General features: G+C 74.8%; 22 protein-coding genes, 1 tRNA gene and 1 pseudogene. 13 read left to right on the plus strand and 11 right to left on the minus strand.

What is annotated here, in order from left to right; all coding sequences use genetic code 11:
• Window positions 1–232 precede the first annotated feature (232 nt).
• The 3 genes from AC24FB_RS05860 to AC24FB_RS05870 all read left to right on the plus strand — a co-directional run bounded on the left by AC24FB_RS05860 (window position 233) and on the right by AC24FB_RS05870 (window position 3,529).
• Window positions 233–799 (plus strand): NYN domain-containing protein, encoded by a 567-nt coding sequence (locus tag AC24FB_RS05860; RefSeq protein WP_425714438.1) that lies wholly within the window; start codon window positions 233–235, stop codon window positions 797–799.
• 67 nt (window positions 800–866) lie between these two features.
• The gene (locus AC24FB_RS05865) at window positions 867–1,625 is read left to right on the plus strand and encodes a response regulator transcription factor (protein WP_425714437.1); all 759 of its coding nucleotides are present in this window, start codon (window positions 867–869) and stop codon (window positions 1,623–1,625) included.
• Window positions 1,625–3,529: an ATP-binding protein gene (locus AC24FB_RS05870; RefSeq protein WP_425714436.1), complete on the plus strand. Its 1,905-nt coding sequence runs from the start codon at window positions 1,625–1,627 to the stop codon at window positions 3,527–3,529. The genes AC24FB_RS05865 and AC24FB_RS05870 overlap by 1 nt, the downstream gene beginning before the upstream one ends.
• Before the next feature lie 107 nt (window positions 3,530–3,636).
• Here the strand turns inward: AC24FB_RS05870 and AC24FB_RS05875 are convergent, their stop codons facing one another.
• From AC24FB_RS05875 to AC24FB_RS05890, 4 genes are read right to left on the minus strand one after another with little or no spacing between them, the layout of a single operon-like run.
• Window positions 3,637–5,328 carry an FAD-binding oxidoreductase gene (locus AC24FB_RS05875; protein ID WP_425714435.1) on the minus strand — a complete coding sequence of 564 codons (1,692 nt, stop codon included), beginning with the start codon at window positions 5,326–5,328 and terminating at the stop codon, window positions 3,637–3,639.
• Complete coding sequence (locus tag AC24FB_RS05880) at window positions 5,325–6,179, minus strand: lysophospholipid acyltransferase family protein (RefSeq protein ID WP_425714434.1); 855 nt, start codon at window positions 6,177–6,179, stop codon at window positions 5,325–5,327. The genes AC24FB_RS05875 and AC24FB_RS05880 overlap by 4 nt, the downstream gene beginning before the upstream one ends.
• Window positions 6,176–6,955: an SDR family NAD(P)-dependent oxidoreductase gene (locus tag AC24FB_RS05885; RefSeq protein ID WP_425714433.1), complete on the minus strand. Its 780-nt coding sequence runs from the start codon at window positions 6,953–6,955 to the stop codon at window positions 6,176–6,178. The genes AC24FB_RS05880 and AC24FB_RS05885 overlap by 4 nt, the downstream gene beginning before the upstream one ends.
• Window positions 6,952–9,222, minus strand: a complete 2,271-nt coding sequence (locus AC24FB_RS05890) for an SDR family oxidoreductase (protein WP_425714432.1) — start codon at window positions 9,220–9,222, stop codon at window positions 6,952–6,954. The genes AC24FB_RS05885 and AC24FB_RS05890 overlap by 4 nt, the downstream gene beginning before the upstream one ends.
• A gap of 218 nt (window positions 9,223–9,440) precedes the next feature.
• Here AC24FB_RS05890 and AC24FB_RS05895 point away from each other — a divergent pair, with 218 nt between their 5' ends.
• The 3 genes from AC24FB_RS05895 (at window position 9,441) to AC24FB_RS05905 (ending at window position 12,245) form a co-directional block, all read left to right on the plus strand.
• A complete protein-coding gene (locus AC24FB_RS05895; RefSeq protein WP_425714431.1) occupies window positions 9,441–10,703 on the plus strand; it encodes an HD domain-containing protein in 1,263 nt (420 codons plus the stop codon).
• Window positions 10,704–10,946: 243 nt separating this feature from the next.
• On the plus strand, window positions 10,947–11,237 hold the full coding sequence (locus AC24FB_RS05900) for a WXG100 family type VII secretion target (protein ID WP_425714430.1): 291 nt from the start codon (window positions 10,947–10,949) through the stop codon (window positions 11,235–11,237).
• Between the two features lie 57 nt (window positions 11,238–11,294).
• Entirely contained in the window at window positions 11,295–12,245 is a 951-nt protein-coding gene (locus AC24FB_RS05905; protein WP_425714429.1) for a DUF4031 domain-containing protein, read from the plus strand.
• 133 nt (window positions 12,246–12,378) lie between these two features.
• Here AC24FB_RS05905 and AC24FB_RS05910 read toward each other — a convergent pair whose 3' ends face one another.
• Entirely contained in the window at window positions 12,379–13,689 is a 1,311-nt protein-coding gene (locus AC24FB_RS05910; RefSeq protein ID WP_425714428.1) for an MFS transporter, read from the minus strand.
• 52 nt (window positions 13,690–13,741) lie between these two features.
• Window positions 13,742–14,149: a universal stress protein gene (locus AC24FB_RS05915; protein ID WP_425714427.1), complete on the minus strand. Its 408-nt coding sequence runs from the start codon at window positions 14,147–14,149 to the stop codon at window positions 13,742–13,744.
• 101 nt (window positions 14,150–14,250) lie between these two features.
• Between AC24FB_RS05915 and AC24FB_RS05920 the strand changes: the two genes are divergently transcribed.
• The gene (locus AC24FB_RS05920) at window positions 14,251–15,012 is read left to right on the plus strand and encodes a hypothetical protein (protein ID WP_425714426.1); all 762 of its coding nucleotides are present in this window, start codon (window positions 14,251–14,253) and stop codon (window positions 15,010–15,012) included.
• 156 nt (window positions 15,013–15,168) lie between these two features.
• Here the strand turns inward: AC24FB_RS05920 and groL are convergent, their stop codons facing one another.
• Complete coding sequence (groL, locus tag AC24FB_RS05925; protein ID WP_425714425.1) at window positions 15,169–16,794, minus strand: chaperonin GroEL; 1,626 nt, start codon at window positions 16,792–16,794, stop codon at window positions 15,169–15,171.
• A 227-nt stretch (window positions 16,795–17,021) separates the two neighbouring features.
• Between groL and AC24FB_RS05930 the strand changes: the two genes are divergently transcribed.
• Entirely contained in the window at window positions 17,022–18,635 is a 1,614-nt protein-coding gene (locus AC24FB_RS05930) for a glycoside hydrolase family 15 protein (protein WP_425714424.1), read from the plus strand.
• Window positions 18,636–18,674: 39 nt separating this feature from the next.
• Here the strand turns inward: AC24FB_RS05930 and AC24FB_RS05935 are convergent, their stop codons facing one another.
• The 3 genes from AC24FB_RS05935 to AC24FB_RS05945 form a co-directional block, all read right to left on the minus strand.
• Window positions 18,675–18,854, minus strand: a complete 180-nt coding sequence (locus tag AC24FB_RS05935; RefSeq protein ID WP_425714423.1) for a DUF5302 domain-containing protein — start codon at window positions 18,852–18,854, stop codon at window positions 18,675–18,677.
• Between the two features lie 137 nt (window positions 18,855–18,991).
• Window positions 18,992–19,618 (minus strand): LytR C-terminal domain-containing protein, encoded by a 627-nt coding sequence (locus AC24FB_RS05940; RefSeq protein ID WP_425714422.1) that lies wholly within the window; start codon window positions 19,616–19,618, stop codon window positions 18,992–18,994.
• Window positions 19,619–19,685: 67 nt separating this feature from the next.
• Entirely contained in the window at window positions 19,686–19,985 is a 300-nt protein-coding gene (locus AC24FB_RS05945) for a DUF3263 domain-containing protein (protein ID WP_425714421.1), read from the minus strand.
• A 414-nt stretch (window positions 19,986–20,399) separates the two neighbouring features.
• Between AC24FB_RS05945 and AC24FB_RS05950 the strand changes: the two genes are divergently transcribed.
• The 5 genes and pseudogenes from AC24FB_RS05950 to AC24FB_RS05970 all read left to right on the plus strand — a co-directional run.
• Window positions 20,400–21,371, plus strand: coding sequence for an NAD(P)-dependent oxidoreductase (locus tag AC24FB_RS05950; RefSeq protein WP_425714420.1), 972 nt, complete (start codon window positions 20,400–20,402; stop codon window positions 21,369–21,371).
• Window positions 21,368–21,898 (plus strand): AbrB family transcriptional regulator, encoded by a 531-nt coding sequence (locus tag AC24FB_RS05955; protein WP_425714419.1) that lies wholly within the window; start codon window positions 21,368–21,370, stop codon window positions 21,896–21,898. The genes AC24FB_RS05950 and AC24FB_RS05955 overlap by 4 nt, the downstream gene beginning before the upstream one ends.
• Entirely contained in the window at window positions 21,895–22,518 is a 624-nt protein-coding gene (locus AC24FB_RS05960; RefSeq protein ID WP_425714418.1) for an AbrB family transcriptional regulator, read from the plus strand. The genes AC24FB_RS05955 and AC24FB_RS05960 overlap by 4 nt, the downstream gene beginning before the upstream one ends.
• Window positions 22,519–22,528: 10 nt before the next feature.
• Window positions 22,529–23,206 carry a uracil-DNA glycosylase gene (locus AC24FB_RS05965; protein ID WP_425714417.1) on the plus strand — a complete coding sequence of 226 codons (678 nt, stop codon included), beginning with the start codon at window positions 22,529–22,531 and terminating at the stop codon, window positions 23,204–23,206.
• Between the two features lie 239 nt (window positions 23,207–23,445).
• A pseudogene (locus AC24FB_RS05970) lies at window positions 23,446–25,089 on the plus strand (ABC-F family ATP-binding cassette domain-containing protein); the annotation flags it as partial.
• Here the strand turns inward: AC24FB_RS05970 and AC24FB_RS05975 are convergent.
• Window positions 25,076–25,151, minus strand: a tRNA-Thr gene (locus AC24FB_RS05975). The pseudogene AC24FB_RS05970 and the gene AC24FB_RS05975 sit on opposite strands and share 14 nt — an antisense overlap.
• Window positions 25,152–25,185: the final 34 nt, after the last annotated feature.

Genomic DNA, 25,185 nt, shown 5'->3' on the forward strand with positions numbered 1-25,185 from the left:
GAGATCAGGGGAGGCTCGCCGAGATCAGGGGTGCTCAGCGGCTCCGGGTCACGAGATCGGGGGAAGTGGGCCGAGACCCGGGGAAAAATCCCCGTCTCTCGCCCGCCTCCCCTGATCTCGCCACACGATGGCCGGTGGCCGACCGCCCGCCCGCACCGTCCCCCCACTGGTCCGCCCCACGCGGCACCCACCCCGGGCACGCGCACGCCCCCACCACGCCTAACCTGTCCTCATGAGCGACGCCCCCACCACGTACCTCGTCATCGACGGCGAGAACATCGACGCCACGCTGGGGGTGAGCATCCTCGGCCACCGCCCGAACCCCGAGGAGCGGCCGCGCTGGGACCGGGTCCTCACGCACGCGGGCGACGCATGGGGCGGCGAGGCGCGCGGCCTGTTCTTCCTCAACGCCACCTCGGGCAACCTGCCGACGTCGTTCATCCAGGCGCTGCTCGCGATGGACTACCGGCCGATCCCGCTGGCCGGGTCGACCACGGAGAAGGTCGTCGACATCGGCGTGCAGCGCATGCTCGAGGCGATCCTCGAGCAGGGCCACGGCAACGTCCTCCTCGTCTCCCACGACGGCGACTTCCTCCCCCAGATGGAGGACCTCCTCGACGCCGGCCACCGGGTCGGCATCCTCGCCTTCCGCGAGTTCCTCAACCACGAGCTCACCGCCCTGACCTCGCGCGGCCTGGAGATCTTCGACCTCGAGGACGACGTGCGCGCCTTCACCACCGCACTCCCCCGCGTCCGGGTCATCCCGCTCGCCTCGTTCGACGCCAGCCAGTTCCTGTAACCCGCCCGACGGCGACGTCCGGCGCGCTCCCAGGAATCGTCCAGGATCGGGGTGGATCATGGGTCCTATGCCCACCGCTGCCGGCTCCGGTCCCGCGCCGACCGAGGCCCACCTCCTCGTCGTCGACGACGAGCCCAACATCCGCGAGCTCCTCACCGCGTCCCTGCGCTTCGCGGGCTTCGAGGTGACCCCGGCCGCCGACGGCAACGAGGCGCTGCGCAAGGCCGCCGACAACCGGCCGGACCTCGTGGTGCTCGACGTCATGCTGCCGGACATGGACGGCTTCACGGTCCTGCGGCGGCTGCGTTCGCACGACGAGTCGCTGCCCGTCCTCTTCCTCACCGCGCGCGACGACCTCTCGGACAAGGTCCACGGGCTGACCGTGGGCGGGGACGACTACATCACCAAGCCGTTCAGCCTCGAGGAGGTCGTCGCGCGCATCCGCACGGTCCTGCGCCGGGTCGGCATCACGGGCCCCGAGCAGGACCCGGTGCTGCGGTACGCGGACCTCGAGATCGACCAGGATGCCTACGAGGTGCGGCGTGCCGGGGTCCTCGTCAACCTCGCGCCGACCGAGTTCAAGCTCCTGCGCTACCTGCTCGTCAACGCCGAGCGGGTCGTGTCCAAGTCGCAGATCCTCGACCACGTGTGGGAGTACGACTGGCACGGCGAGGCGACGATCGTGGAGTCCTACATCTCCTACCTGCGCCGCAAGGTCGACTCCGCGGACTTCCTCGGCCTCGAGGGCGAGCAGGCCGAGGCTCTGGTCCCGCTCATCCACACCCGACGCAACTTCGGCTACGTCCTGCGCCGGCCGACCAGCTGATGCACGCGCTCGGACGGCGTCGGGCGGGGCACGCGCCGACGGAGGGCTGGTCGCTGTCGGCGCGCCTCGTCGTCACGACGGTCCTCCTGCTCGGCCTCGGCCTCGGGCTGGCGGGCGCCACCGTGGTCGCGGTGCTGCGCAGCCAGCTGGTCGACCAGCTCGACGAGAACCTCCACGACACGGTCGACACGATCGCCCAGCAGGACCTCGAGGAGCTGCGCGCCGGCGGCGACCAGGTGGTGCCCACCCGCTACGTCGTCAGCATCTCCCTCGACGGCGAGGAGACGCAGACGATCGCGCACCCCCGCACGTCGTCCGCGGTGGGCCTGCCCGTCCTCCCGGACCAGGCCGCCGACCGGCCGACCACGTTGCGCGGCACGCACGACGACGTCACCTGGCGCGCGCTCGCCCTGCCACTGGTCAGCAGCGCCGGCGACCAGGTCGGCGTCCTCACGATCTCCACCCCGATGGACGACGTGGCCGCCACGGTCCGGCAGACCAGCAAGTACGTCGTCCTCATCTCGGTCTCGCTGGTGGTGCTCGGCGCGACGGGCGGGTACCTGCTCATCCGCCACGAGCTGCGCGACCTGCGGGCGATCGAACGCACCGCGGGCGCCATCGCGGCCGGCGACCTCACGCGCCGCGTCGCACCCGGCGTGCCCGGGACCGAGATCGGCAGCCTGTCGGAGTCGCTGAACTCGATGCTCGCCCAGATCGAGCGGGCGTTCTCCGCGCGGTCGGCCTCCGAGCGCCGCATGCGCCGGTTCGTCGCCGACGCCTCCCACGAGCTGCGCACCCCGCTGGCCACCGTGCGCGGCTACGCCGAGCTGCACCGCATGGGCGGCGTCCCCGAGTCGGAGGTGCCCGCCGCGATGGGCCGGATCGAGGCCGAGGCCCGACGCATGGGCACGCTCGTCGAGGACCTCCTCACGCTCGCCCGCATCGACGAGGACCGCCGGCTCACCCTGTCCGACGTCGACGTCACCGACCTCGGGACCGACGCCGTGCGCGACCTGCGGGCGCTCGACCCGACCCGGCGGGCGACGCTCCTGCCGCTCCCGGGTACCGCGGGGCCCACGGTCGTCCGCGCGGACGCCGACCAGCTGCGGCAGGTCTTCGCCAACCTCGTCGGCAACGCGGTCCGGCACACGCCCGCGGGCACCGACGTCGAGATCCTCGTCGGCCTGCGCTCGGCGGCACCGCAGGTGTCAGTCCCCTCGGCCTCGTCCGGGGCGGCGGCCGGGGCCGCTCAGGGGCACCCGGCGGCTCGTCCGGCGTCGTCGGGGGCCACGGCGTCGTCGACGGCGTCGACCGAGCCCGACCCCGCGGCGGCGTCCCCCGGCGCGTGGGCGGCGACGGGGCAGCTCGGTCCCGTACCCGGATCACCGGACCCGGGGACCGGGCACGACGGCGAGCACCCCAGCCGTGCCGCCGGTGCCCCGCCGTCCGAGGACGTGGAGCCGGAGCGCACCGTGCCACGCCGGGCGCCCGGACGCGGGTCGCAGGTCCCCGCGGCGCGACGTCCGCCGGACCGGCGACTGCTCGGGCTGCTCGCGGGCCGCGGTCCGACGCCGCCCGCGACGGCGCCGCTGCCCGCCGAGCCCCCTGCCCAGGACGAGGTGGTGCTGCGCGTGCAGGACCACGGTCCGGGCATCCCGGCGGAAGAGGCGAACCGGGTGTTCGCCCGTTTCTACCGGCTCGACCGCTCACGGGCCCGCTCCGCGGGCGGTGGCTCCGGCCTGGGCCTGGCGATCGTCGCGTCCGTGGCCCGCGCGCACGACGGCCGGGCACGCGTCCTCGCGACCCCGGGCGGTGGCACCACCGTCGAGCTCGTGCTTCCGGTGGCCGGACCGACGGCGGGCGGGATGCTCACCGGCGAGGAGCAGGCACCCCGCCCGGTCTGACGGTCGTCGAGGTCCGACGGACCCGCCGTCCACCGCCCGACGGCGCCATGCGGGCAGGTGCCTCGAGGGACGCCCTGACCGCTCGGGTCAGCGCGTCGCGGTTCCCGTCACCACTCGCGGTGCTCGGGCAGCAGCGTGCCGGGGTTGAGCCGGCGGTGCGGGTCGGCGGAGCGCAGCAGCCCGACCATGAGGTCGATGCCGGCCTCGGAGACGTCCTGCTCCATCCACGGAGCGTGGTCGGTGCCCACGCCATGGTGGTGGGACAGGGTGCCGCCGCCGTCGATGAAGGCCTGCTGGATCGCGGACTTGAGGTGCCAGTACTGGTCGAGCGGTGCCTCGGCGCCCTCGGACTCGTCCGCCGGGAACGCGAAGGTGAAGTAGAGGCAGGCGCCCGAGTGGTAGCTGTGCGAGAGGTGGCACATGATGTAGCCGCGCACGCCGAGCCGGTCGTAGGTGTCCTCGGCGGCGGCGACCACGCCCTGGTAGATGCCGCGCAGCCGCGACCACGGGGCCGCGGTCTCCGAGACGTCGGCCAGCGCCCCCATGTCGAGGAGGAAGTCGCGGATGTAGGGCGTGTCGAACTTCTTCTGGTCGTACAGCGCGCCGGGGCCGGTCCCGAGCGGGATGCCGCCGTGTGCGCCGACGATCTTCCCGACCGCCTTGCGCTGGTAGGCCACGTGCTTGGGCGACCCCTCGTAGCCCACGTAGCTGAGGCAGACCTCGTCGAGGTCCCAGCCGCGCCTGGCCAGCAGGTCGAAGATGCCGGTCGAGATCTTGCCCTTGATGCCGGTCTGCTTCTTCTGGGTGGACAGCGAGAACTGGGTCTCGGCAGGGTCGGAGACGCGGGTGATCGAGGGGTGCACGTCCGAGGTGGAGATGTCGTGCATCGCCTCGAGCGCGGAGGCCCAGTTCTGGTAGAGGTAGGCCACCACGAGGCGCTTCTCGGGCAGGCGGTGGACGTGGATCCACACCTCGGTGATGACGCCGAGGCGGCCCTCGGAGCCGATGATCATCTCGCGCACCGACGGGCCGGTCGAGGTCGACGGCAGCGGGCGCAGCGTGACGACCTTGCCGGGCAGCACCGAGCGCAGGCCGCGGGTGATGTCGGCGATGTCGCCGTAGCGGTCGGACTGCATGCCGGAGCTGCGGGTGGCCACCCAGCCGCCCAGGGTGGAGTGCCGGAAGGAGTCGGGCTGGTGGCCGGAGGTCCAGCCGAGCGCGCCCAGCTGCTCCTCCAGGTCGGGGCCGAGCACGCCGGCCTGCACGCGGGCGAGCCCGGAGTCCTCGTCGATCTCGAGGACCTTGTTCATCCGCCCCATGTCGAGGGAGATGATCGGGCGGGTCTCGGCCGGCTGCGGGGTGAGCGAGCCGGAGATGTTGGAGCCGCCGCCGAAGGGGATGATCACCGCGTCCGCGGCGTCGGCGAGGTCGACGACGGCGCGCACCTCGTCCTCGCTGCCGGGGTAGACGACGACGTCGGGCACGCGCGGGAGGTCGCCGGCCCGGACCCGGACGAGGTCCGAGATGCCCTTGCCGTAGGTGTGCACGACCCGGTCCATGTCCTCGACCGTCACGTGCGCGTCGCCGACGGCACCGCTCAGGCCGGCGGCGAGCGTGTCCGGCAGCCGCGGGGCGGGGACGTCGAGGTCCTCGAACGCGGGCGGCGGGGTGCCGCCCAGGGAGAGGTCGAGTCCGACCTTGTCCAGCACGAAGGGGGCGAAGTTGGGCTTGTTGTCGTGGGTGAACGTCACTCCCTCGACGCCCCACCCCCACCACTTCTGGTGCTGGACCTCGGTCACGATGCCTCCTCCTGGCCGCCGGTGCGGCCGCTGCTCCCGGTGCCCGGTCGGGCGACGACGACGTCGGGCGTCCGCGCCCGGTACATCGCCGCCACCTGGGCCTGGATGCGTTCGTTGAACTCCCGGATCCGCTCGCCGCGCCGGGGACGCAGCGGGCGGCCGATCACGACCTTGAGGTGCGGGCGGCCGCGGGAGACGAACGACTGGCCCACCGGCATCGCCTCGTGGAACCCGATGAGGGCGACCGGGATGCAGGGGATGCGGCGCGTGACGCACAGGGCGGCGACACCGGGTTTGAACCGGGCCATCTCGCCGGTGCGCGAGCGCGTGCCCTCGGGGAAGATGAGCAGCGGCACGCCCGCGTCGACCAGCCGCGCGGACAGGCCCGCCTTGCGGCGGTTGCCGGACCGGTCGACGGGGTAGGTGTTGAAGAACAGGGCGGTGAGCGCCCTCGTCACGCGCTTGGTGTAGAACGTGTCGCCCGCGGCGGCGGTGGCGACCCGGCCGGCGTGCTGCCACGGCATGATCGCGTGGATCACGGCGGCGTCGAGGTGCGAGCTGTGGTTGGGGGCCACGACGAACGGGCCGCGCACGCCCTTGAGGTTCTCGCGCCCGACGACGTCGATGCGCGTGACGGTGCGGACCAGCGCGTTGAGCGGACCCTTCTGGGCGGCCACGCGGCCGACCCGCCACAGGCCGGAGGTGTACTGCAGGAGGCTGTCGCCCGCCGCGTCGACCAGTCGGCCCGCCGCCTTGCGGGCGGCCAGCGCGGCCTGGTGGGCGTGCCTCGTGGAGGGCGCGGGGACGGCGTCCTCGCCCGTCCCGGCCCGCTGCACGGGTGCTGCGGTCATCGTCTGCCTCCCTGGATCACGCGGGACACCGCCCGCACCGCGGCCTTGGGCCCCTTCTCGGCCGCGAAGGCGATGATCTTGTAGCGCCACGACGGGACGACCCGGTAGTCGCCCCGCTCGGCCGCATCGAGCGCCTCGACCACGACCTGGTCGGGGTCGAGCCACAGGGCGTCCGGGATCTTCCCCGTCGACATGCCGGCCCGCTGGTGGAACTCCGTGCGCACCCAGCCGGGCATGACGCAGGTGACCGTGACGCCGGTGCCCTCGAGCTCGGTGGCGAGCGACTCCGCCCAGCTGTTCGTCCAGGCCTTGATCGCCGAGTAGTGTCCGGTGGCGATCGTGCCGGAGATCGAGCCGATGGGGATGATGACACCGTGCCCACGGGCGGTCATCGCCCGCGCGGCGGCCGCGCCCGTGTCGAGGACCGCGCGGATCATGAGGTCGATGGCGGCGTGGTGCGGCGCCGTGTCCTCGGTCGCGAGCGGCTCGTAGAGGCCGTGCCCGGCGTTGGCCACGTACACCTCGACCGGACGCTCCTCGTCGGTGAGGCGCTCACCGACGACGTCGGTCCCCTCCCGGGTGGCGAGGTCGGCGACGATCGTCTCGACCTCGACGCCGAGGGCCGTCAGCTCCGCCGCCGTCGACTCGAGCCGGCCCGGGTCCCGGGCGACGAGCACGACGTCGAGCCCCGCCAGCGCGAGCCTGCGCGCGAACCCGAGCCCGATGCCCGACGTCCCGCCGGTGACGAGCGCACGGCCGTGCAGCCGGGCGGTCACGAGCGTGTTCCCCGCACGGCGCGCCACACGGGGGCGAGCCGCGACTCGGCGGTGCCGGTCCAGCTGACGACCGGCCAGCGCCGGGCGCGGGCGAACGCGTACAGGGCGGAGTCCGGGTTGACGGCGGTCGGGTTCCCCACGACCTCGAGCCACGGCCGGTCGGCGTACGCGTCGCCGTAGGCGAACGAGCCGGAGAGGTCCCAGCCGTTCTCACGGGCGGCGCGCACGAGCCAGGCTGCGCGGGCCTCGCCGACGAGCGGGGAGACCTCGAGGTGACCGGTCCACCGCCCGTCGTCGCCGACCTCCATCCGACCGGCCTCGATGTGGTCGAACAGGTCGTGGAGCGGCTCGACGAAGACGTCGATCTCACCGGTGACGAGCACGGTGCGGTGACCCGCTGCGCGGTGCTCCGCGATGCGGGCGAGCGCCTCGGAGTGCAGGTTCGCGCGCAACGACGGTGCGAGTCGCTCCTGCACGAGCCGGCGCATCCGCTCGTCCGGCACGCCGGCGTAGCGGCGCATGACGCTGCGGATGAACTCGCCGCGGTCGTGCCGGTCAGCCGTGAGGAAGCCGGGGGCCTTGGAGACGACCTCGAGGACCGACCTCGGCCAGGAGCCGGGCGACTTCGCGGTGAGCTCGGCCCACAGGAGGTGCTCGACCGGCGTCGAGCGGGCGATCGTGCGCTGGAGGTCGAAGACGGCGACGACGTCCTCGCGCCGTGCGAGGTCCGCCCCGGCGGGCGGCCGCACGCCCTGGGAGGCCGACCGGCGATCGCGCATGAGCCCGGGCACGTTGGGGATGTGGACGTCCTGCAGGTAGACCCGCCAGTCGATGTCGGTGACGTCGAACCCGAACTCGGCCCGACGCTCCTCGGGGAGCGAGTGGTGGAGCTCCCGCGTGCGGCGGTCGTCGAAGATGACCTCGGTCTGCGTGTAGGGCTGGTAGAGCTCGGTGAACTTGCGCAGGGTGCGCAGGTCGCGGCCGGCCTTGTAGATGGTCGACGACCAGGCGCGCGACCGGTTCGACCCCGGCAGCGCGGAGACCGCCCTGTCGGCGAGCTCGACGAGGCGCTCGCGCCGGGCGAGCCCCCGCTCCACCGCGCGACCGTGGGGGAACGACCACGAGGGGACCGTGACCTCGGACCCCTCGGCGTCGGAGAGCGGGTGCTCCTGGAAGTACTCGCGCACGAGGGAGTAGAGCCGGCCGAACCGCAGCGGGTTCGTCAGCCCCGACCCCACCTGGTAGTACGCGGGTTCGCCACGCTCGGGCGGCGCGGCGGCGGCCGCGAGGATCGCACCGACCACGAAGTCGACCGGGATGACGTCGAGGACCGTGTCGGCGAGCGCCGGGAACTCCGGCAGCAGGCCGCGGCCGTAGGCGGCGATGAGGGGGTCGGCCACCTTGAAGCCGTCGATCCAGCCCGGGTAGGGGTGGCGGAGGGCGGACTCGATGATGGTGGGGCGGACCACGGAGAGCCGGTGCCCGGCACCCCAGCGGCCCTCTGCCACCCGCTCGCCGAGCGCCTTGGTGAACGTGTAGACGTCCGGCCAGCCCAGGGTGCGGGCCCGGTTGCGCCCGGCGGCCACGAGCTCGTCGCGGACGGCGGCCTCGCGGGCCTCCTCGGCGGCGGCGGAGACCGCCTGCGCGCCGGCCCGTCCGTGCTCCTTGGTCGCCCTGTCGAGGAGCCCGCCGAGCCGCTCGGCGTCACGGGAGGCATGGTCGGCGCGCGTACGCGCGACCCGCGAGGCCTCGAGCTCGGTCTCCCAGTCGACCTCGTGCTCGAGGGACGTCTCCTCGGAGACACCCTTGCGCAGGCCGGCGACGTAGGACGTGGAGACGTGCACGACGTGGGGATCGGCCCCAGTCGCGGCGATCGCGTCGTAGAGCGCGACGGGGCCACCGACGTTGGACGCGAACGCCTCGTCGATGGGCAGGTCGAAGGAGACGGTGGAGGCGGAGTGGACCACCACGTCGAGGTCGCGCGGCAGCTCGGGCACGTTCCCCAGGTCGCCCTCGAGGACGGAGACGCGCTCCGCCAGGGCGCGCTCGACGCCGTCGTCGCCGACGCTCTCGCGCCAGGAGGCGAAGACGGGCTTGCGGGTGAGGCGGCGGATCCGGTCGGCGCCGCTGATCTCCCCACGGGGGCGGACGAGCAGCGTCACGCGCGTGGTGGGGTACGCCGAGAGCAGTCGCTCGAGCACGGCCTGGCCGACGAAACCGGTGGCCCCGGTGATGAGGACGTGCGCCCCGTCCAACGGTTGAGTCACGCAGGCACTCTACTGGCCCCGGGCGGGCCCGCGAGGTCCCCGCCGGTCGCGAAGGTCACGCGCGGTCCGCCGGAGTCGCGGCGGACTGCGCCTCGCCCGTCCTCGCGCGGCCGACGGGGAGACCGGCCCGTGCGCGGGTCCCGGGGTGCGCGACTACGATCGTCGGCGCGGACCGCACGGCCCGCGCACGAGGCCCCGACCGGAGGAAGGCGCACGACATGGGCGTCACCGACGCTCCCCAGTGGCTCCCCGCCGCCTTCGCCCGCAGCGCCGCGGCCGTCGGCGCGACCGCACCCGCCGTCGAGCTCGAGGAGCACGCCCGGGACCTGCTCGCCCGGTGGTCGGCACCCGGCCGCCACCACCACGGGGTCAAGCACCTCACCTTCGTGCTGATGAAGGTCGACGAGCTCGCGCAGGAGACCCATCACCCCGACGTCGTACGGCTCGCCGCCTGGTACCACGGGGTCGTGTTCTCGGTGGCCGAGGAGCACGCCTACCGCCGCGCCGCCGGCGAGGACGAGGTGGCGTCCGCGGACGTGGCGCGCGCGGAGCTCGGCCGGCTCGGCGTGGCCGACGACGTCGCGGACCGGGTCGCGGAGCTCGTCGTCCACCTGCGCGGTCACGAGGGCGACCGCGGGGACATCGACCAGCTCGCGCTCGCCGACGCACACCTGGCGGTGCTGGCGAAGCGTCCCCAGGAGTACCGCGCCTACCGGGAGACCGTGCGCGCCGAGTACGCGCACATCCCCGTGCGCCACTACGTCCAGGCCCGCCTGGCGATCGTCGAGGCGCTGCTCGGGCGCCGGCGGATCTACGCCAGCCCGATGGCGGCCGACTGGGAGGACGCGGCCCGCGAGAACCTCACGTCGGAGCACGAGATCCTCCGCTCGGAGCTCGACGGTCTCGGCGCATCCGGGCCGGAGGGTGACGTCGCGGCGGCCGAGGCGGGCGTCGCAGCGGATGAGGCCGGCGGCCGTCCGGCGGCCGAGCACCCGATGCGCGTGCACCCGGACCACGATCTGCACCCGGACCAGCCTGGTCGCCGGCCCGAGGCCGACCGTCCCGGGACGTTCCGCCCCGCACCGGTGCAGCCCGCCGACGCGGCCGAGCCGGAGCCCGCGCGGGTCCCGATCGCCGACCGGCTGCCCGGCACCACCCCCGGCCCCGGACCTGGCCCAGGCCCAGGCCCCGGCCGTCCCGCGGACCGGCCCGGCCCGCTCACCTCGACCCTCGAGATGGGGCCGGACGAGCTGCTCGCCCGCCCACGAGCCGGAGGTGCCCCGCTCCCCCCGCCGCCGAGGCCGTCCCCGCCAGTCCGTCCGACCGAGCCCGAACGCGACGAACCGACCGAGCCCGCCCGCCCGGGCGAGCGACGCGTCCCGACGGACCTTCAGGAGTCCGCCCCGACGCCCGACGACCTCACCACGCGCTCGGGCATGGAGCGCGGGCCCGACGACGCACCCCGCCGTCGGCGTCGCTGACCGTCCGCGCGCCGGGACGGAGCCGCGCCCGGCCGTGCCGAGCCGTGCGGGCCCGAACCTCGCGGTCCGAGACTCGCGGGTCCGGCGCACGCCGAAACGGATCTGTCGGCACGCCGTCTCCACAGCTCGTCCCACGACCACCCTGTCCACCGGTGGGGCGTCGGCGCGCGGCGCCACGTCCGGCGCGTTCGTAGCGTCACCCCCGTTGGCCCCGCACCGGGCGGGGCCGGGACGGGGGAGGTCATGGCACGGTTCCAGGTCGACAGCGGCGAGGTCGCGACTGCGGCGGCGCAGGTGCGCACCACGGCGAGCTCGGTGCGCGGCGAGGTCGCCGCGATGATGGCGCACCTCGTGGCGCTGCAGAGCACGTGGACGGGTGGCGCGTCGGTCGCGTTCGGCACCTGCTCGGACCAGTGGCGCACGGTGCAGTCGCAGGTCGAGGCGAACCTCGACCAGATCTCGCTCGCGCTGGACTCGGCCGCGCGCGGGTACGACGAGGCGGAGACTGCGGCGCACGGCATGTTCGCGGTGTGAGCCGGGCGGCGCGGCCGGCTCGGACCCGCCGGCCGCACGGCCCCCTAGCATCGGGGCATGGCCCTCCTGGTGGACGACCCGCTGTGGCCCGCCCACGGCACCACGTGGTCGCACCTCGTCTCGGACGTCTCGCTCGAGGAGCTCCACGCGTTCGCGCGGGACCAGCGCCTCCCGCCGAGGTCGTTCGACCTCGACCACTACGACGTGCCGGCCGGCGCGCTCGACGCCCTGGTCGCTGCGGGAGCCGAGCGGGTGGACCGCCGCACCCTGCTCCGGCGCCTGTCCGGCTCGGGGCTCCGGGTCGCGCTCGTCCGGCGCACCGAGGAGCGGCGCCGGCGGCTCGTCGCCGACCTGCGCGCACGCTGGGCCGGCCTCGGCGAGCGCATCGCCGGGGTCGGCGCGACCGACGCCTGGGTCGGGCTCGGTGACGACCTTCTCGAGCGGTGGCAGGAGCCGCACCGTCGGTACCACGACGTGCGGCACCTCGACGGGATCCTGCTCGACCTCGACCAGCTGGCGGCCGACGGCGCGGAGGTCTCCCCCGCCGTCGAGCTGGCGGCCTGGTTCCACGACGCCGTCCACGGGGGTCGCACGCCGGACGACGAGCGGGCGTCGGCCGAGCTCGCCTCCGCCGCGCTCGCCGACCCGGCGATCGGCCCGGCCGGCTCCCCCGGGCTCGCGGACGAGGTCGCGCGGCTCGTGCTGACCACGGCGGAGCACGCGGGAGGCGACCGCGACGCCGCGCTGCTCGGCGACGCCGACCTGGCGATCCTCGCCGCGCCCGCGGGCCGCTACGCCGAGTACGCCGCGGACGTCCGGGCCGAGTACGCCCACGTGCCGGACGAGGACTTCGCGTCCGGCCGCGCCGCGGTCCTGCGGGCGCTCGCCGAGGGTGGTCCGATCTTCTCGACCCCCGAGGGTCGTGCCCGCTGGGAGGAGCGGGCCCGGGTCAACGTCGCCGCCGAGATCGCCGAGCTCGGGACGAGCAGCACGGATCCGGCCGGCTAGGTCGGGGGCCGCGGATCCGATCGGCTGGGTCGGGAGCCGCGGATCCGACCCGCGACGTACGTCAGACCGGCCGGTGCGCGCGCCCGCGCACGCCACGCACCCGGTGCGGACCGGGACGTTCCCGCTCGGGCGGTCAGGCCCCTCGCGGGAGGCCGAGCGGCCGGGGCGAGGACGCGGGGAAGCCCGTGACGACGAGGGCGATCGACAGCCCGAGCATGAGCAGGCAGCCGGCCACCCAGTCGCCGGTGAGCCCGTAGACCCGACCGAGCACCACCGGGCCGAATGCGGCGATCGCGTAACCGACCGACTGCGCCATCGAGGACACGCTCCGGCCGTGGACCACGTCGACCGGCCGCACCGCCACGAGGGTGAGGCCGAGGCTGATGCCCATCCCCTGCCCCGCGCCGGCGACGATCACCCACACGAGCCACGCGTCCGGGGCGACGAGCAGTCCGACCATCCCGATCGCCCACCCCGCGCCGGGCACGGGGGACGCCCGGCGGTAGCTCCCCAGCAGCCGCACGACGACGGGGGTGGCGAGCGCCCCGACGACGCCGAGGAGGAAGTAGACGGTGAGCGCGATCCCGCCGTCGGAGCGGCTCGCCTCCGCGCGATCGGCGAGGATCGAGGGCAGCCAGGCCGCCGCGGAGAAGAACAGGGTGGACTGGAGCCCGAAGAAGGCCGCGAGCCACCAGCTCGACCCCTCGGCCCACGCGGACCGTCGCTCCGGGTACGTCTCCACGCTCGGCCGCACGAGGGCTTCGGGGTCCGGCGTCGATCCGGTTGTCTTCGTCGCCTCGGGTTCCGGCGTCGATCCGGTTGTCGTCGTCGTGCCGGCCGGGTCGGCGTCCTCCCCCGAGGTGGCCCGCACCCGGACGGCCCACAGGAGGACGGCCACTGCGATCGGGGCCGCGAGCAGCGCGAGCGTGGCGCGCCAGCCGAGCCACTGCTCGAGGTCGACGGCCACGAGCGAGGCGAGGGCGGCCCCGGTGGACAGGGCGGCGGTCGAGACAGGCATGAGCGTTCCGACGCGCGTGGGAACGTCCCGACGGATGACGACCGGCTGGAGGACGTTGGCGATCGTGATCGCGGCGCCCACGAGGATCGTCCCGGCGAACAGCACGACCGCGCCGCCCCAGGGCCGGGCCGCCACCGCGACCCCGAGCAGGATCAGCCCGACGAGCATGAGCCGGTCCACCCCGAGCCGGCGCACGAGCGCGGGCACCACGAGGCCGACGAGGGAGAAGCAGACGAGCGGCACCGACGTCAGGGCGCCGGTGACCGCCGGGCCCATGCCGAGGTCGGACGCGATGACGTCCTGGATCGGCGGGATGGCCGTGATCGCCGGTCGCTGGTTGAGCCCGATGACGAGGACGGCGACGACGAGGAACGCCACGCTCGCGCCGCGCGGGAGGCGGCGGGACGGGCCGGTCGGTGCGCTCACCCGGCGCACCTCGGCCGGTCCGCCGGCGCGCGGCGGTCGGAGGTCGGGCCCGTCACGGCTCCGGCGCGCCCTTGACGGCCAGGACCGGGACGTCGGCCTTCATGAGGATCTGCTGGGCGTTCGAGCCGAGGATGAGCTTGCTGACCTGGGAGCGCCGGCGCAGCCCGATGACGATCATGTGGGCGTCCTCCGCGCGAGCCACCTCGACGAGGTCGTCGGAGGGGTCGTACCCCCGCACGAGCGTGCGCACCTCGTGCTCGACGCCCGCCGCCTCGAGGTCGGCGCGCACGCGGTCGAGGTCGTCCTCGAAGCGGGCGGCCTCCGCGGGGTCCCACGTGCGACCGCCGTGCTGGGAGCTGACGACGAGCAGCTTGGCACCGCGGACCCGGGCCTCCTCGGCGGCCCGACGCAGGGCGGAGCGCCCCTCGGGCGTCGGCACGTAGCCCACGACGATCGACACGGGACATCCTCTCGGTCGCGGCCGCCGACCGGCGGCCCGGTCGCATCATACGAACGCTCCGACCGCCTCCGTGCGCCGCCGATCTCTGCCACGCTGGGCCGATGAGCCTGCGCCCCCGTCCTGCCGTCGCCGTCGCGGCAGGTCTGCTCGCCCTCGGCCTGGCCTCGTGCGCCGACGACGCCCCGGTCGGGCCCGCCGGGACCGCCGGCGAGGAGGTCCCCGTCGAGACTCCCGACGCCGACGACGCCGACGGCGTCACCCGCTCCACCGCGGCGGACGGGCTCTCCCTCACGGTCGAGCTCGACACGACGGGCGCGGCAGCGGACCCGGCGCAGCCGTCGCTCGAGGCGGTCTACGAGGTGACGAACACCGGCGCGGCCGACATGCTGCTCGTCCGCGGCATCGGCACCGCGAACCCGACCGCCGAGGACCTTGCCTCCGACCCGGCCGCGATCCCGTCCGCGGTCGAGGTCGAGGGCGGGGTGGCCTGGCTGACGAGCCGGGCCGCGCCGCAGACCGTCGTCCCGCTCAACGCCCGCGGCATCGTGCTCGCCCCCGGCGAGACGTACGTGGGCCGGGCGTTCGCGCCGCTCCCCCTCGAGCTCGCCGACGGATCGCGCACGCCGAGCTCGTGGGGCGTGTGCATCGAGCACGGGACGGCCGCCGACGGCGGCGCGACGACCTCCGGCAGCGGGCCGGACCTCGGCACGGCCCCGAACCACGACGGGTCCGGCGAGCATCCGCTCGTCCTGCTCGACATCGAGCCGCTCCCCGGGATCACCGCCGACCCGACACCGATCACCGTCCTGTGCTCGGCCACCGCGCAGATCCTCCCCGCCCACGCGCTGGCGGACGACGCCTGACCGGCTGCTCCTGACTGCCTGCTCCTGACGAGGCGGCGCTGACCGGCCGGCCCCGACGACCTGGTCCCGGCCACTCCCCGGACGGACGACGGCGGGCCGCCTCCCGCGAGGGGAGACGGCCCGCCGTCGACGTGCTGCCCGGGTGGGCTCAGCGGATCAGAAGCCGCCCATGCCACCCATGTCGTCGCCGCCCGGGACGGCCGGGGCGGCCTTCTCCGGCTTGTCGGCGACGATCGCCTCGGTCGTGAGGAACAGGCCCGCGATGGACGCGGCGTTCTGCAGCGCCGAACGCGTGACCTTCACCGGGTCGTTGACGCCGGCGGCGAGGAGGTCCTCGTAGTCGCCGGTCGCGGCGTTGAGGCCGTGGCCCGCGGGGAGGCCGCGCACCTTCTCCGCCACGACGCCGCCCTCGAGGCCGGCGTTGACCGCGATCTGCTTGAGCGGGGCGTCGACCGCGGTGCGGACGATGTTCGCACCGGTGGCCTCGTCACCCTCGAGCGCGAGCGACTCGAGCGCGGTGGCCGCCTGGATGAGCGCGACGCCACCACCGGCGACGATGCCCTCCTCGACGGCAGCCTTCGCGTTGCGGACGGCGTCCTCGATGCGGTGCTTGCGCTCCTTGAGCTCGACCTCGGTGGCCGCGCCCGCCTTGATGACGGCGACACCGCCGGCGAGCTTGGCGAGACGCTCCTGGAGCTTCTCGCGGTCGTAGTCCGAGTCCGAGTTCTCGATCTCGCCGCGGATCTGCTGGACGCGACCCTCGATGAGGTCCGCCTCGCCGGCGCCCTCGACGATCGTGGTCTCGTCCTTGGTCATGACGACCTTGCGGGCGCGACCGAGGACGTCGAGGTCCGCGCTCTCGAGCGTGAGGCCGACGGTCTCGGAGATGACCTGGCCGCCCGTGAGGATGGCCATGTCCTGCAGCATCGCCTTGCGGCGGTCGCCGAAGCCGGGCGCCTTGACGGCGGCGGACTTGAACGTGCCACGGATCTTGTTGAGAACGAGCGTGGTGAGCGCCTCGCCCTCGACGTCCTCGGCGATGATCGCCAGCGGCTTGCCCGACTGGATGACCTTCTCGAGCAGCGGGAGCAGGTCCTTGACGCTGGAGACCTTCGACTCGACGAGCAGCACGTAGGCGTCCTCGAGGACGACCTCCTGGCGGTCCGCGTCGGTGACGAAGTAGGGCGAGAGGAAGCCCTTGTCGAAGCGCATGCCCTCGGTCAGCTCGAGCTCGAGGCCGAAGGTGTTCGACTCCTCGACGGTGACGACACCCTCCTTGCCGACCTTGTCCAGGGCCTCGGCGATGAGCTCGCCGATGGCCGGGTCGCCGGCGGAGATCGCGGCGGTCGCGGCGATCTGCTCCTTGGTCTCGATCTCCTTGGCGTCGGCGAAGAGGCGCTCGACGACGACCTCGACGGCCTTCTCGATGCCGCGGCGCAGCGCGATCGGGTTGGCGCCGGCGGCGACGTTGCGCAGGCCCTCGCGCACGAGCGCCTGGGCGAGCACGGTGGCGGTGGTGGTGCCGTCACCCGCGACGTCGTCCGTCTTCTTGGCGACCTCCTTGACGAGCTCGGCGCCGATCTTCTCGTACGGCTCCTCGAGCTCGATCTCCTTGGCGATCGAGACGCCGTCGTTCGTGATCGTGGGGGCGCCCCACTTCTTCTCGAGGACGACGTTGCGGCCCTTGGGGCCGAGGGTGACCTTGACGGTGTCGGCGAGGACGTTGAGCCCACGCTCCATCCCGCGCCGGGCCTCCTCGTCGAAAGCGATGCTCTTGGCCATGCTGGTGTGTTCCTCCACGGTGTGGTGGCGTTCCGGCCGAGGTGCCCGCGACGGACGACCGCCGCGCGACGCGCTCATGTCCCGCGTCGGCGGACGGCCTCACCGGGCCGGTGGATTGTCACTCTCGGGTCGAGAGTGCTAACTCCGAGTCTGGCACTCTCGATGGTCGAGTGCAAGGAGACCGGGGCGTGGCCCCGCCGCGCGAGCGGCGCACGTAGGGTGCCCCGGTGGCCGCCGACCGACCGACCGCTCCGCAGGGTGCGGAGACAGGCACCGGGCGGGACCACGGCACCGGGCGCAGCTCCGACGCCACGCGCCCCGCACGCCGCCGCACCCGCACCCGGACCCGGGTGGCGATCGCTGCGGTGCTCGCCTTCGTCTCGCTCGCGCTCGTCACGGGCGCGAACGTGGTGCAGGGTCAGCGCGGGGGCACGTCGGCCTACATCGCGCTCTACCAGGACGGCCTCGGCACCGGGGCGGACGGCCTCGTGCGCTCGTTGCCCGCGGGGCGGGACGCCGAGTACCTGCCCGGGTCGCGCGTGGTGGTGCCGGAGAGGGCCACCGACCTCCCGGCCGCCCGCCTCCAGGCGGCGCGCGAGCGGCGGTGGCTCGCGGACGGGATCGTCCCCGGCGACGGCACGCAGTGGGAGGAGCTGGTCGCGGGCGCCCTGCTCGACCTGCACGCGCTCCAGGGCGGCCGCGGCACGTCCGGACCGGTCGCGGACACCGACGAGCGCGTGGTGCTGGCCGCCTGGCATCCGCGGTGGCAGTACGTGTGGCCGCGCGACACCGCGTTCGTCGCCGTCGCGCTCGCCCGGACCGGGCACGTCGAGGACGCGGCGGACGCGCTCGTCGCCGTCGGGGAGGCCCAGGCCGACGACGGGCTGCTCGCGCCCCGCTACCTGCCCGACCTGTCCGGGACGCCGGACGACCGGCCGCCCCAGGGCGACGGCCCCGGGTGGCTCCTGTGGTCCGCCGGGCTCACCGTCGAGGCCTGCGAGGAGCAGGCGGCCGGCGGGGGCGAGGAGGCCGGGACCGACGACGGTGCCGGCGCCGACGCCGACGCCGGGACCGGCGATCCCCCGGACTGCGCTGCGGTCCTCGAGGCGCTCGCACCGATGATCGAGCACTCGGTCACCGCGGTGCTCGCCGCGACCGACGGACCGAGCCCGCTCCCGGAGCCCACGTCGGACTACTGGGAGATCCCCGAGGACCGGCTGCCGCTCGGCGCCGTCGCGCCCCAGTGGGCGGGGCTGCAGGCCGCGCCCGCCCTGCTCGAGGCGCTCGGAGAGGACGAGCTCGCCGACCGGGCGCGAGGGCGTGCGGACGCGCTCGGCCAGGCGCTCGAGGCGTCGTACGGCGTGCGCGGCTGGACGCGGTACGCCTCGTGGGACCCGACTGCGGCGGTTCGCGGGGTGTCGGGCCGGGACGCCTCGACGTCGTTCCTGCTCCCGCCGTTCACCGAGGCACCTCCGGCGGGGGCCGAGGCCGCGTGGCTCGTGTCCGCGGGCGAGATGGCACGGCCCGCGGGCGGGCTGGCGCCGGGCAGCAGCTGGCGGCGGGACGGCATCTCGTGGACCCCGCAGACGAGCCTGTACGCGTGGGTCGCGGCGGTCAACGATCGGCCCGACGACGCCGTGCGTCGGCTCGCGTGGGTCGAGGCCCATCGCACGGCCTCGGGTGCGATCCCGGAGAAGGTCCTCGCCGACGGGTCGCCCGCCGCGGTCGCGCCGCTCGCGTGGTCCGCCGCGAACGTGGTGCTCGCCGTCCTCGCCCTCGAGGAGGCCGGTCAGCTGCCGGCGGAGATCCCGACCGCCGAGGGGCAGGGATCGGCCGACTGAGGTGAGCTGCGGCCGCCCGTGGACGGCCGCAGCCCCGGCTCAGCCCGACTTGCGTCGGAACGTGCGCTTGAGGTCGGGCGCGGCGACGTCATGCGCCTTGCCCTCGCCGTGGCCGCCGTCACCGTGGGCCGCGGTGCCCCGAGCCTTCTTCCGCTCGAGCGCCTCGCGCATCTTCGCCTTGACGTCCTCGGCGGTCGGCTGAGTCTCGCTGTCAGACATGACGCCTCCTCTCGCTCCTCGACGGTCCGGCTCCGCGGACCGGGTCACCCATCCTGCGCGAAGGTCGCAGGGGCGGCCAGCGAATTGAGGAGGTCGGGGCCGGCGCGGGCCCGGCGCGCGGCCGGTCCGGGAGGCGGTTACTCCTGGAAGTCGGGACGGAGCACGACGACGACGGACGCCGCCGCGGCCTGCTCGGCGTCCTCCTCGACGGCCTCGATGCCCAGGGCGTCCGCGACCTCCTGCGCCGTGGCCTCGTCCGCGGGGTCCGCGTAGAAGACGGTGGACGTCTCGGGCGGGCCGTCGCCGATGTTGTCGGCCGTCACGTTGGTGAAGCCGGCCGCGCCGAGCGTCTCGGCCGTGCGGCCCGCGATACCGGCCACGCGGGCGCCGTTGAGGACCTGGACGTCGGTCGCGAGGTCGACGTCGCCCGCAGGTGCGTCCTCGCCGCCCTCGGACGGAGACTCGCCGCCACCCTCGGAGGGGGCCTCTCCCCCGCCGTCCGACGGTGCTTCGCCGCCGCCCTCCTCGGAGGGGCTCTCGACCGGTCCCTGGCTCGGGGCCGGGCCGGGCTCGGTCGCGGTCTCGTCGTCGCCCCCGCCGATGAGCAGCGCGGCCACCCACACGACCACCACGAGGGCGGCGAGGACCGCGATGAGCGGGAGCATGGAGGCGCGACGCGCGCGCTCGCGGTGCGAGCCGTGGGCCGCACGCTCGCGCGCGGCCCGGTCGAACTCGTCCTCGGGGTACTGGTCAGGAGCGCTCACGCGGGTCACGCTACCCGGCGACGGCGGGCAGTCACGGACCCTCGCTCAGGGGACACGGACCCGTCTCTCAGGGCAGCTGCAGCCGGCGCACGCTGCGCTCGCGGTGCCGCTCGGACCGGAGCCGGCGGAGCCGCTTGACGAGCATGGGGTCCTGGGCGAGCGCAGCCTCGGAGTCGAGGAGCTGGTTGAGGATCTGGTAGTACCGGGTCCCGCTCATGCCGAGCCGCTCCCGGATCGCCGTCTCCTTGACGCCGGAGTAGCGCCACCAGCGCCGCTCGACGTCGAGCACGCCGGCCTCGACCTCGGTGAGGCCGTCCGCCGCGGCGCGCCCCGTGCCCGATCCGGCCTCGGGTACCGCTGCCGACATGCCACGCTCCTCGTCCGTCCTGGTCGGCCCGTCGGCATCGGCCGGCGGGGGTCTCGCGATGGCCATGGTAGGGGCAGAACGACAGCGTTGTCATTCACCGCGCGGTGGTGCTCGGCACGGGTCTGGCCGACGTCGGGTACCGACCTGACTCCGCGGGGACGCGAACCGCCCGGGCACGGCTGGTGCCGTGCCCGGGCGGTCGCCTGCTCTCCTGGATCGAGGTCAGCTCGTGTAGTCGAACAACGACAGCCAGATCTCCGTGTCCGCGTCGACGTTCTCGAGGTACTCGTCCATCGTCACCCGGTACACACCCTCGTCGTCGAGCGGCGGCATCTCGCTGTCCCCGATCGCCGACGCGACCGCCGCCGTCGACCCCTCCGCCCAGGTCGGCGCGCCGGTCGCGGCAGCGACCGCATGAGCCCGCGCGTCGTCGTCCTCGACGACTGGGAGGGCCTCCTCGCCCGCTCCGAGGGCATCGCGCGCATGCGGACCCGCGCCGACGTCACCGTGCTCGATCGCCCGCTCGCCGAGGTCCCCGACGCGGACCTGGCAGACGTCGAGTACGTCATGGCCGTGCGCGAGCGCACCCGGTTCGACGCCGCCGCGCTCGACCGGCTCCCGTCGCTCAAGGTTCTCCTGCAGTCCGGCGGGCACGCGTACCACGTCGATCTCGGGGCCGCGCGCGAGCGCGGGATCGTCGTCACCCACGGCCGGCGCGCGCACGGCCCCCGCGCGGCGGTGCCCGAGCTGACGTTCGCCCTGATGATCGGCGCGCTGCGGCACTTACCCACCGCGGTGCGCGAGATGAGCGCGGGCGGGTGGCCGGCGCTGACCGGCCGCACGCTGGCGGGGCGCCGCCTCGGGCTGCTCGGCACCGGGCGGCACGGAGCGAACGTCGCCCGGATCGCCGAGGCCTTCAGGATGGACGTCGTCGGCTGGGCCCGCCCCGGCGCGACGAGCCCCAACCCCGACATCCCGCGGGTCCCGCTCGACGAGCTCCTGCCCGCCTGCGACGTCGTCAGCATCCATCTGCGCCTCTCCGACGAGGTGCGCGGGCTGCTCGGGGCGACCGAGCTGGCGTCGATGCGCGAGGGCTCGGTCCTCGTCAACACCTCGCGCGGGGCGATCGTCGACGAGCCTGCGCTCGTCGAGGCGCTGCGCTCCGGACCGCTCGCAGCTGCGGGGCTCGACGTGTTCGCGGACGAGCCGCTGGCCCCCGACTCTCCCCTGCGGACCCTGCCGAACGCCCTCATCACGCCACACATCGGGTGGACTGTCGAGGAGGTCCTCGACGAGTTCGCGACGATCGCGGCCGACCAGCTCGAGGCACACCTCGACGGCACCCTGTCCGACGACGAGGTCAACCCCGGGGCTGCTGGCCTGTGACGGACGGGCGCGGGCGGCTCGCATCCCTCGGCGGCATCGCGCGCGTCCTCGCCGGGGCGGCGGCGGGGGCGGCCCTGCTCGACCTTCTCGGCGTACCGGCCGGGATCCTCCTCGGCTCGGTCATCGGTGCCGCGCTCGCCAACCGGGCGATCCCGGGGACGTCGGCGGTGACGATGCCGCGCGGGTTCCGCGTCGTCGGGTTCGTCCTTATCGGGTGCCTGACCGGGGTGCGGCTCGAGCCACACGCCCTGTCCGTGCTCGCGCGCATCGCGCTCCCCGTGCTCGCCTCGGTGGCCCTCCTCCTGCTCCTCAACGTCCTGCTCGCGCTCCTCCTCGTGCGCCGCTACAAGGTCGATGCGATGACGGCGGTCCTCGCCACCGCTCCGGGCGGGCTGAGCGAGATCGTCGCCGTGTCGATGGACTGGGGCGCACGCACGTCGGTGGTCGTCGCGATCCACACCGTCCGCGTCATGGTCATCGTGCTCGTGGCGCTCCCGCTGCTCGTCGCCTACCTCTCCACCCGATGAACTGGCTCGAGGTCCTCGCCATCCTCGGCGGCGGCGTGGCGGTGGCCGCGCTTTTCCGCCTCCTGCGCGTCCCCATGTGGCCGATCTCTGGCGGGGTCGTCGGCGCCGCGGCCGCCCACCTCGTCATCGGCGGCACCACCGTCATGCCCGCCCCCATGTCACCGGTCGCGCAGGTGCTCGTCGGGGCGGCGATCGGGGCCACGATCGGCCCCGAGATCTTCAAGGAGTTCGCCCGGCTGCTGACCCCGGGCGTCATCGCGGTCGTCCTCGTGGTCGGCCTCGGCGTCGGCCTCGGGTTCGCCCTGCACGGGCTCGGCCTGCTCCCTCCGGCCGAGGCCGTCCTCGGCATGGTTCCCGGCGGGGTCGGGGAGATGGTGGCGGCCGTGATCTCCCTCGAGGTCGACAGCGCGGTCGTCGCCGGCATGCACCTCGTGCGCCTGCTCGTCGTCATGTGGACGCTGCCGCTGCTCGTCCGCTTCGCCCGGTATCTCGGCGGGAGCGGCGGCGCGGCGGGTCCCGCTCCGGCCACCGGCCCGGACGCCGACCCGCCCCCGGGCTCGGACACCGGACCCGGTCCGGCCACGGGACGCGGCCCAGCCGCCGACCCGGTCCCCGACTAGCCTCGCCGGTATGCCGACCCGCCCGTTGACCGAGCTGATGGATCCCGGCTGGGCCGCCGCGATGGAGCCCGTCGCCCCGCAGATCGCCGCCCTCGGCGACAAGCTGCGCGGCGAGCTCGCCGCCGGCCGCACGTACCTCCCGCCGGCGGAGAACGTCCTGCGAGCGTTCACCTACCCGCTGGCGGACGTGCGCGTGCTCGTCGTGGGCCAGGACCCCTACCCCACGCCGGGGCACCCGATCGGGCTCAGCTTCTCGGTCGCGCCCGACGTGCGGCCCGTGCCGAAGTCCCTGCGGAACATGTTCACAGAGCTGGCCGACGACGTCGGGGCCCCCACCCCCTCGACCGGCGACCTCAGCCCCTGGGCCGAGCGCGGGGTCATGCTCCTCAACCGCGTCCTCACCGTCCGACCCGGCGCCGCGGGCTCGCACCGGGGCTGGGGCTGGGAGGCCGTCACCGAGCACGCGATCAAGGTGCTCGTCCGCCGCGACCAGCCGCTCGTGGCGATCCTCTGGGGGCGCGACGCCGGCACGCTCCGGCCGATGCTCGGCGACACGCCCGTGGTCGCGTCCCCGCACCCGTCGCCGCTGTCCGCCTACCGCGGGTTCTTCGGGTCGCGCCCCTACTCGCGGACGAACGAGCTCCTGGTCGCCGCCGGGGCGGAGCCGATCGACTGGCGGCTGCCGTAGACCTCGGCCCCGCACCCGTCCGCCCGTCGCCCGTCAGCGAAAATCACCGGCACGCGCCGCGCGCGGCACCTACGATGGGTGCCGTGGCACATCAGCTCCTCTTCCTCTGAGGGACCCCGTCCCCGACCCGCCCGCCCCTGCGGCCCGCGGGTCGGCCGAACGGACCCCACCCGCTGACCGGCCCTGCGGCCGGCACCCGTGAGACGGAGCGCCGCACGCGCCTCCGTCCGGAGGACCTGATGACTCTCACCCCACCCTTGCGACCGACCCTGCCCGCGCGTGACCATGCGCAGCTCGCCGCCACCGACGTCACCCTGGCCCGCGGCGGTCACCCCGTCCTCACCGGGGTCGACCTCGCGGTCACGCCCCGCTCCCGCTGGGGGATCGTCGGCGAGAACGGCCGGGGCAAGTCGACCCTCCTGCACGTCCTCGTCGGCGACCTCACGCCCGACACCGGCACGGTCGTGCGGACAGGCACGATCGGCGTCGCCGAGCAGGAGATGCCCTCCGACGACGGGCGAACGGTCGGCGACCTCGTCGACGACGAGCTTGCCGACTCCCGGCGCGCGCTCGCCGAGCTCGACTCGGCTGCGGCGGAGCTCGCCGACGGTGTGAGCGGCGCCGACACGCGCTACGCCACCGCCCTCGAGACCGCGACCCTGCTGGACGCCTGGGACGCGGACCGCCGGGTCGACGTCGCGCTCGAGCGCCTCAGCGCCGTCACCGACCGCGCACGGCCCCTCGCCGAGCTGTCGGTCGGGCAGCGCTACCGGGTACGCCTGGCCGCACTCCTCGGAGCGGAGCACGACTTCCTGCTGCTCGACGAGCCGACCAACCACCTCGACGCCGCCGGCCTCGACCACCTCACCGAGTCCCTGCGCGGCCATGCGGGCGGTGTGGTGCTCGTCAGCCACGACCGGGCACTGCTCACCGACGTCGCGACGACGATCCTCGACCTCGACCCGAGCCCGGACGGCCGCCCCACCGTCTACGGCGACGGGTTCGCCGGCTACCAGGAGGGCCGCCGGGCCCAGTACGAGCGCTGGGTCGCCGACTTCGAGGCCGAGCGGGCCACCCGTGCACAGCTGGAGCAGGACCTCGCGGCCGCGCAGGACCGCCTCGTCACGGGCTGGCGGCCGGACAAGGGCACGGGCAAGCACCAGCGACAGTCGCGTGCGCCCGGGCTGGTCGCCTCGGTGCACCGGCGGCAGGAGGCCCTCGACGCGCAGGCGCTCTCGGTGCCCGAGCCGCCCCTGCGACTCTCGCTTCCCGAGCTGCGGGGGCGGTCCGGCGTGACGATGCTCCGCGCCGACGAGGTCACCGTCGACGGGCGCCTCGACCGGCCCGTCACCCTCGACGTCCCCTCGGGTGGCCGGCTCGTCGTCACGGGGCCCAACGGGGCGGGCAAGTCCACCCTGCTCGCCGTCCTCGCGGGACGCCTCGAGCCGACGTCGGGCACCGCCCGCCCCGCCCGACGGGCCCGGGTCGAGCTGCTCGGGCAGGAGTCGCCGCGCCCGGGCCGGCGATCCGCGCACGCGGTCTACCGGGACCATGTCGGCCGACTCGTGAGCGACGGCGTGCTGCCGGAGAGCCTGGTGGTCGGCCTGTCGAGCCTGGGTCTGCTGCGCGCCGCCGAGCAGCGCAAGCCCGTCGGCGACCTGTCGATGGGCCAACAGCGCCGGCTCGACCTCGCGCTGGCGCTGGCCTCGCGGCCGCACGTCCTCCTGCTCGACGAGCCGACGAACCACCTGTCGATCGCGCTCGTCGAGGAGCTGACCGAGGCGCTCGAGGGCACGGAGGCGGCGGTCGTCGTGGCGACGCACGACCGGCAGCTGCTCCGCGACGTCGCGCACTGGCCGCGGCTGGCCCTGGAGCCGACTGCGGGACTCGAACCCGCGACCGTCCGCTTACAAGGCGGGAGCTCTACCAGCTGAGCTAAGTCGGCGCAGGCCCGGCCGGAGCCGGGCCTGCGCCGAGGG

It is taken from the genome of Georgenia sp. Z1344 (assembly GCF_057652375.1).

Coding starts and splice junctions, on each gene's coding strand:
- AC24FB_RS05920 (WP_425714426.1), top strand. CDS start 14,251: ATGAGCCTGCGCCCCCGTCCTGCCGTCGCCGTCGCGGCAGGTCTGCTC.
- AC24FB_RS05905 (WP_425714429.1), top strand. CDS start 11,295: ATGGCCCTCCTGGTGGACGACCCGCTGTGGCCCGCCCACGGCACCACG.
- AC24FB_RS05965 (WP_425714417.1), top strand. CDS start 22,529: ATGCCGACCCGCCCGTTGACCGAGCTGATGGATCCCGGCTGGGCCGCC.
- AC24FB_RS05870 (WP_425714436.1), top strand. CDS start 1,625: ATGCACGCGCTCGGACGGCGTCGGGCGGGGCACGCGCCGACGGAGGGC.
- AC24FB_RS05950 (WP_425714420.1), top strand. CDS start 20,400: ATGAGCCCGCGCGTCGTCGTCCTCGACGACTGGGAGGGCCTCCTCGCC.
- groL (WP_425714425.1), bottom strand. CDS start 16,794: ATGGCCAAGAGCATCGCTTTCGACGAGGAGGCCCGGCGCGGGATGGAG.
- AC24FB_RS05900 (WP_425714430.1), top strand. CDS start 10,947: ATGGCACGGTTCCAGGTCGACAGCGGCGAGGTCGCGACTGCGGCGGCG.
- AC24FB_RS05865 (WP_425714437.1), top strand. CDS start 867: ATGCCCACCGCTGCCGGCTCCGGTCCCGCGCCGACCGAGGCCCACCTC.
- AC24FB_RS05935 (WP_425714423.1), bottom strand. CDS start 18,854: ATGTCTGACAGCGAGACTCAGCCGACCGCCGAGGACGTCAAGGCGAAG.
- AC24FB_RS05880 (WP_425714434.1), bottom strand. CDS start 6,179: ATGACCGCAGCACCCGTGCAGCGGGCCGGGACGGGCGAGGACGCCGTC.
- AC24FB_RS05860 (WP_425714438.1), top strand. CDS start 233: ATGAGCGACGCCCCCACCACGTACCTCGTCATCGACGGCGAGAACATC.
- AC24FB_RS05895 (WP_425714431.1), top strand. CDS start 9,441: ATGGGCGTCACCGACGCTCCCCAGTGGCTCCCCGCCGCCTTCGCCCGC.
- AC24FB_RS05960 (WP_425714418.1), top strand. CDS start 21,895: ATGAACTGGCTCGAGGTCCTCGCCATCCTCGGCGGCGGCGTGGCGGTG.
- AC24FB_RS05945 (WP_425714421.1), bottom strand. CDS start 19,985: ATGTCGGCAGCGGTACCCGAGGCCGGATCGGGCACGGGGCGCGCCGCG.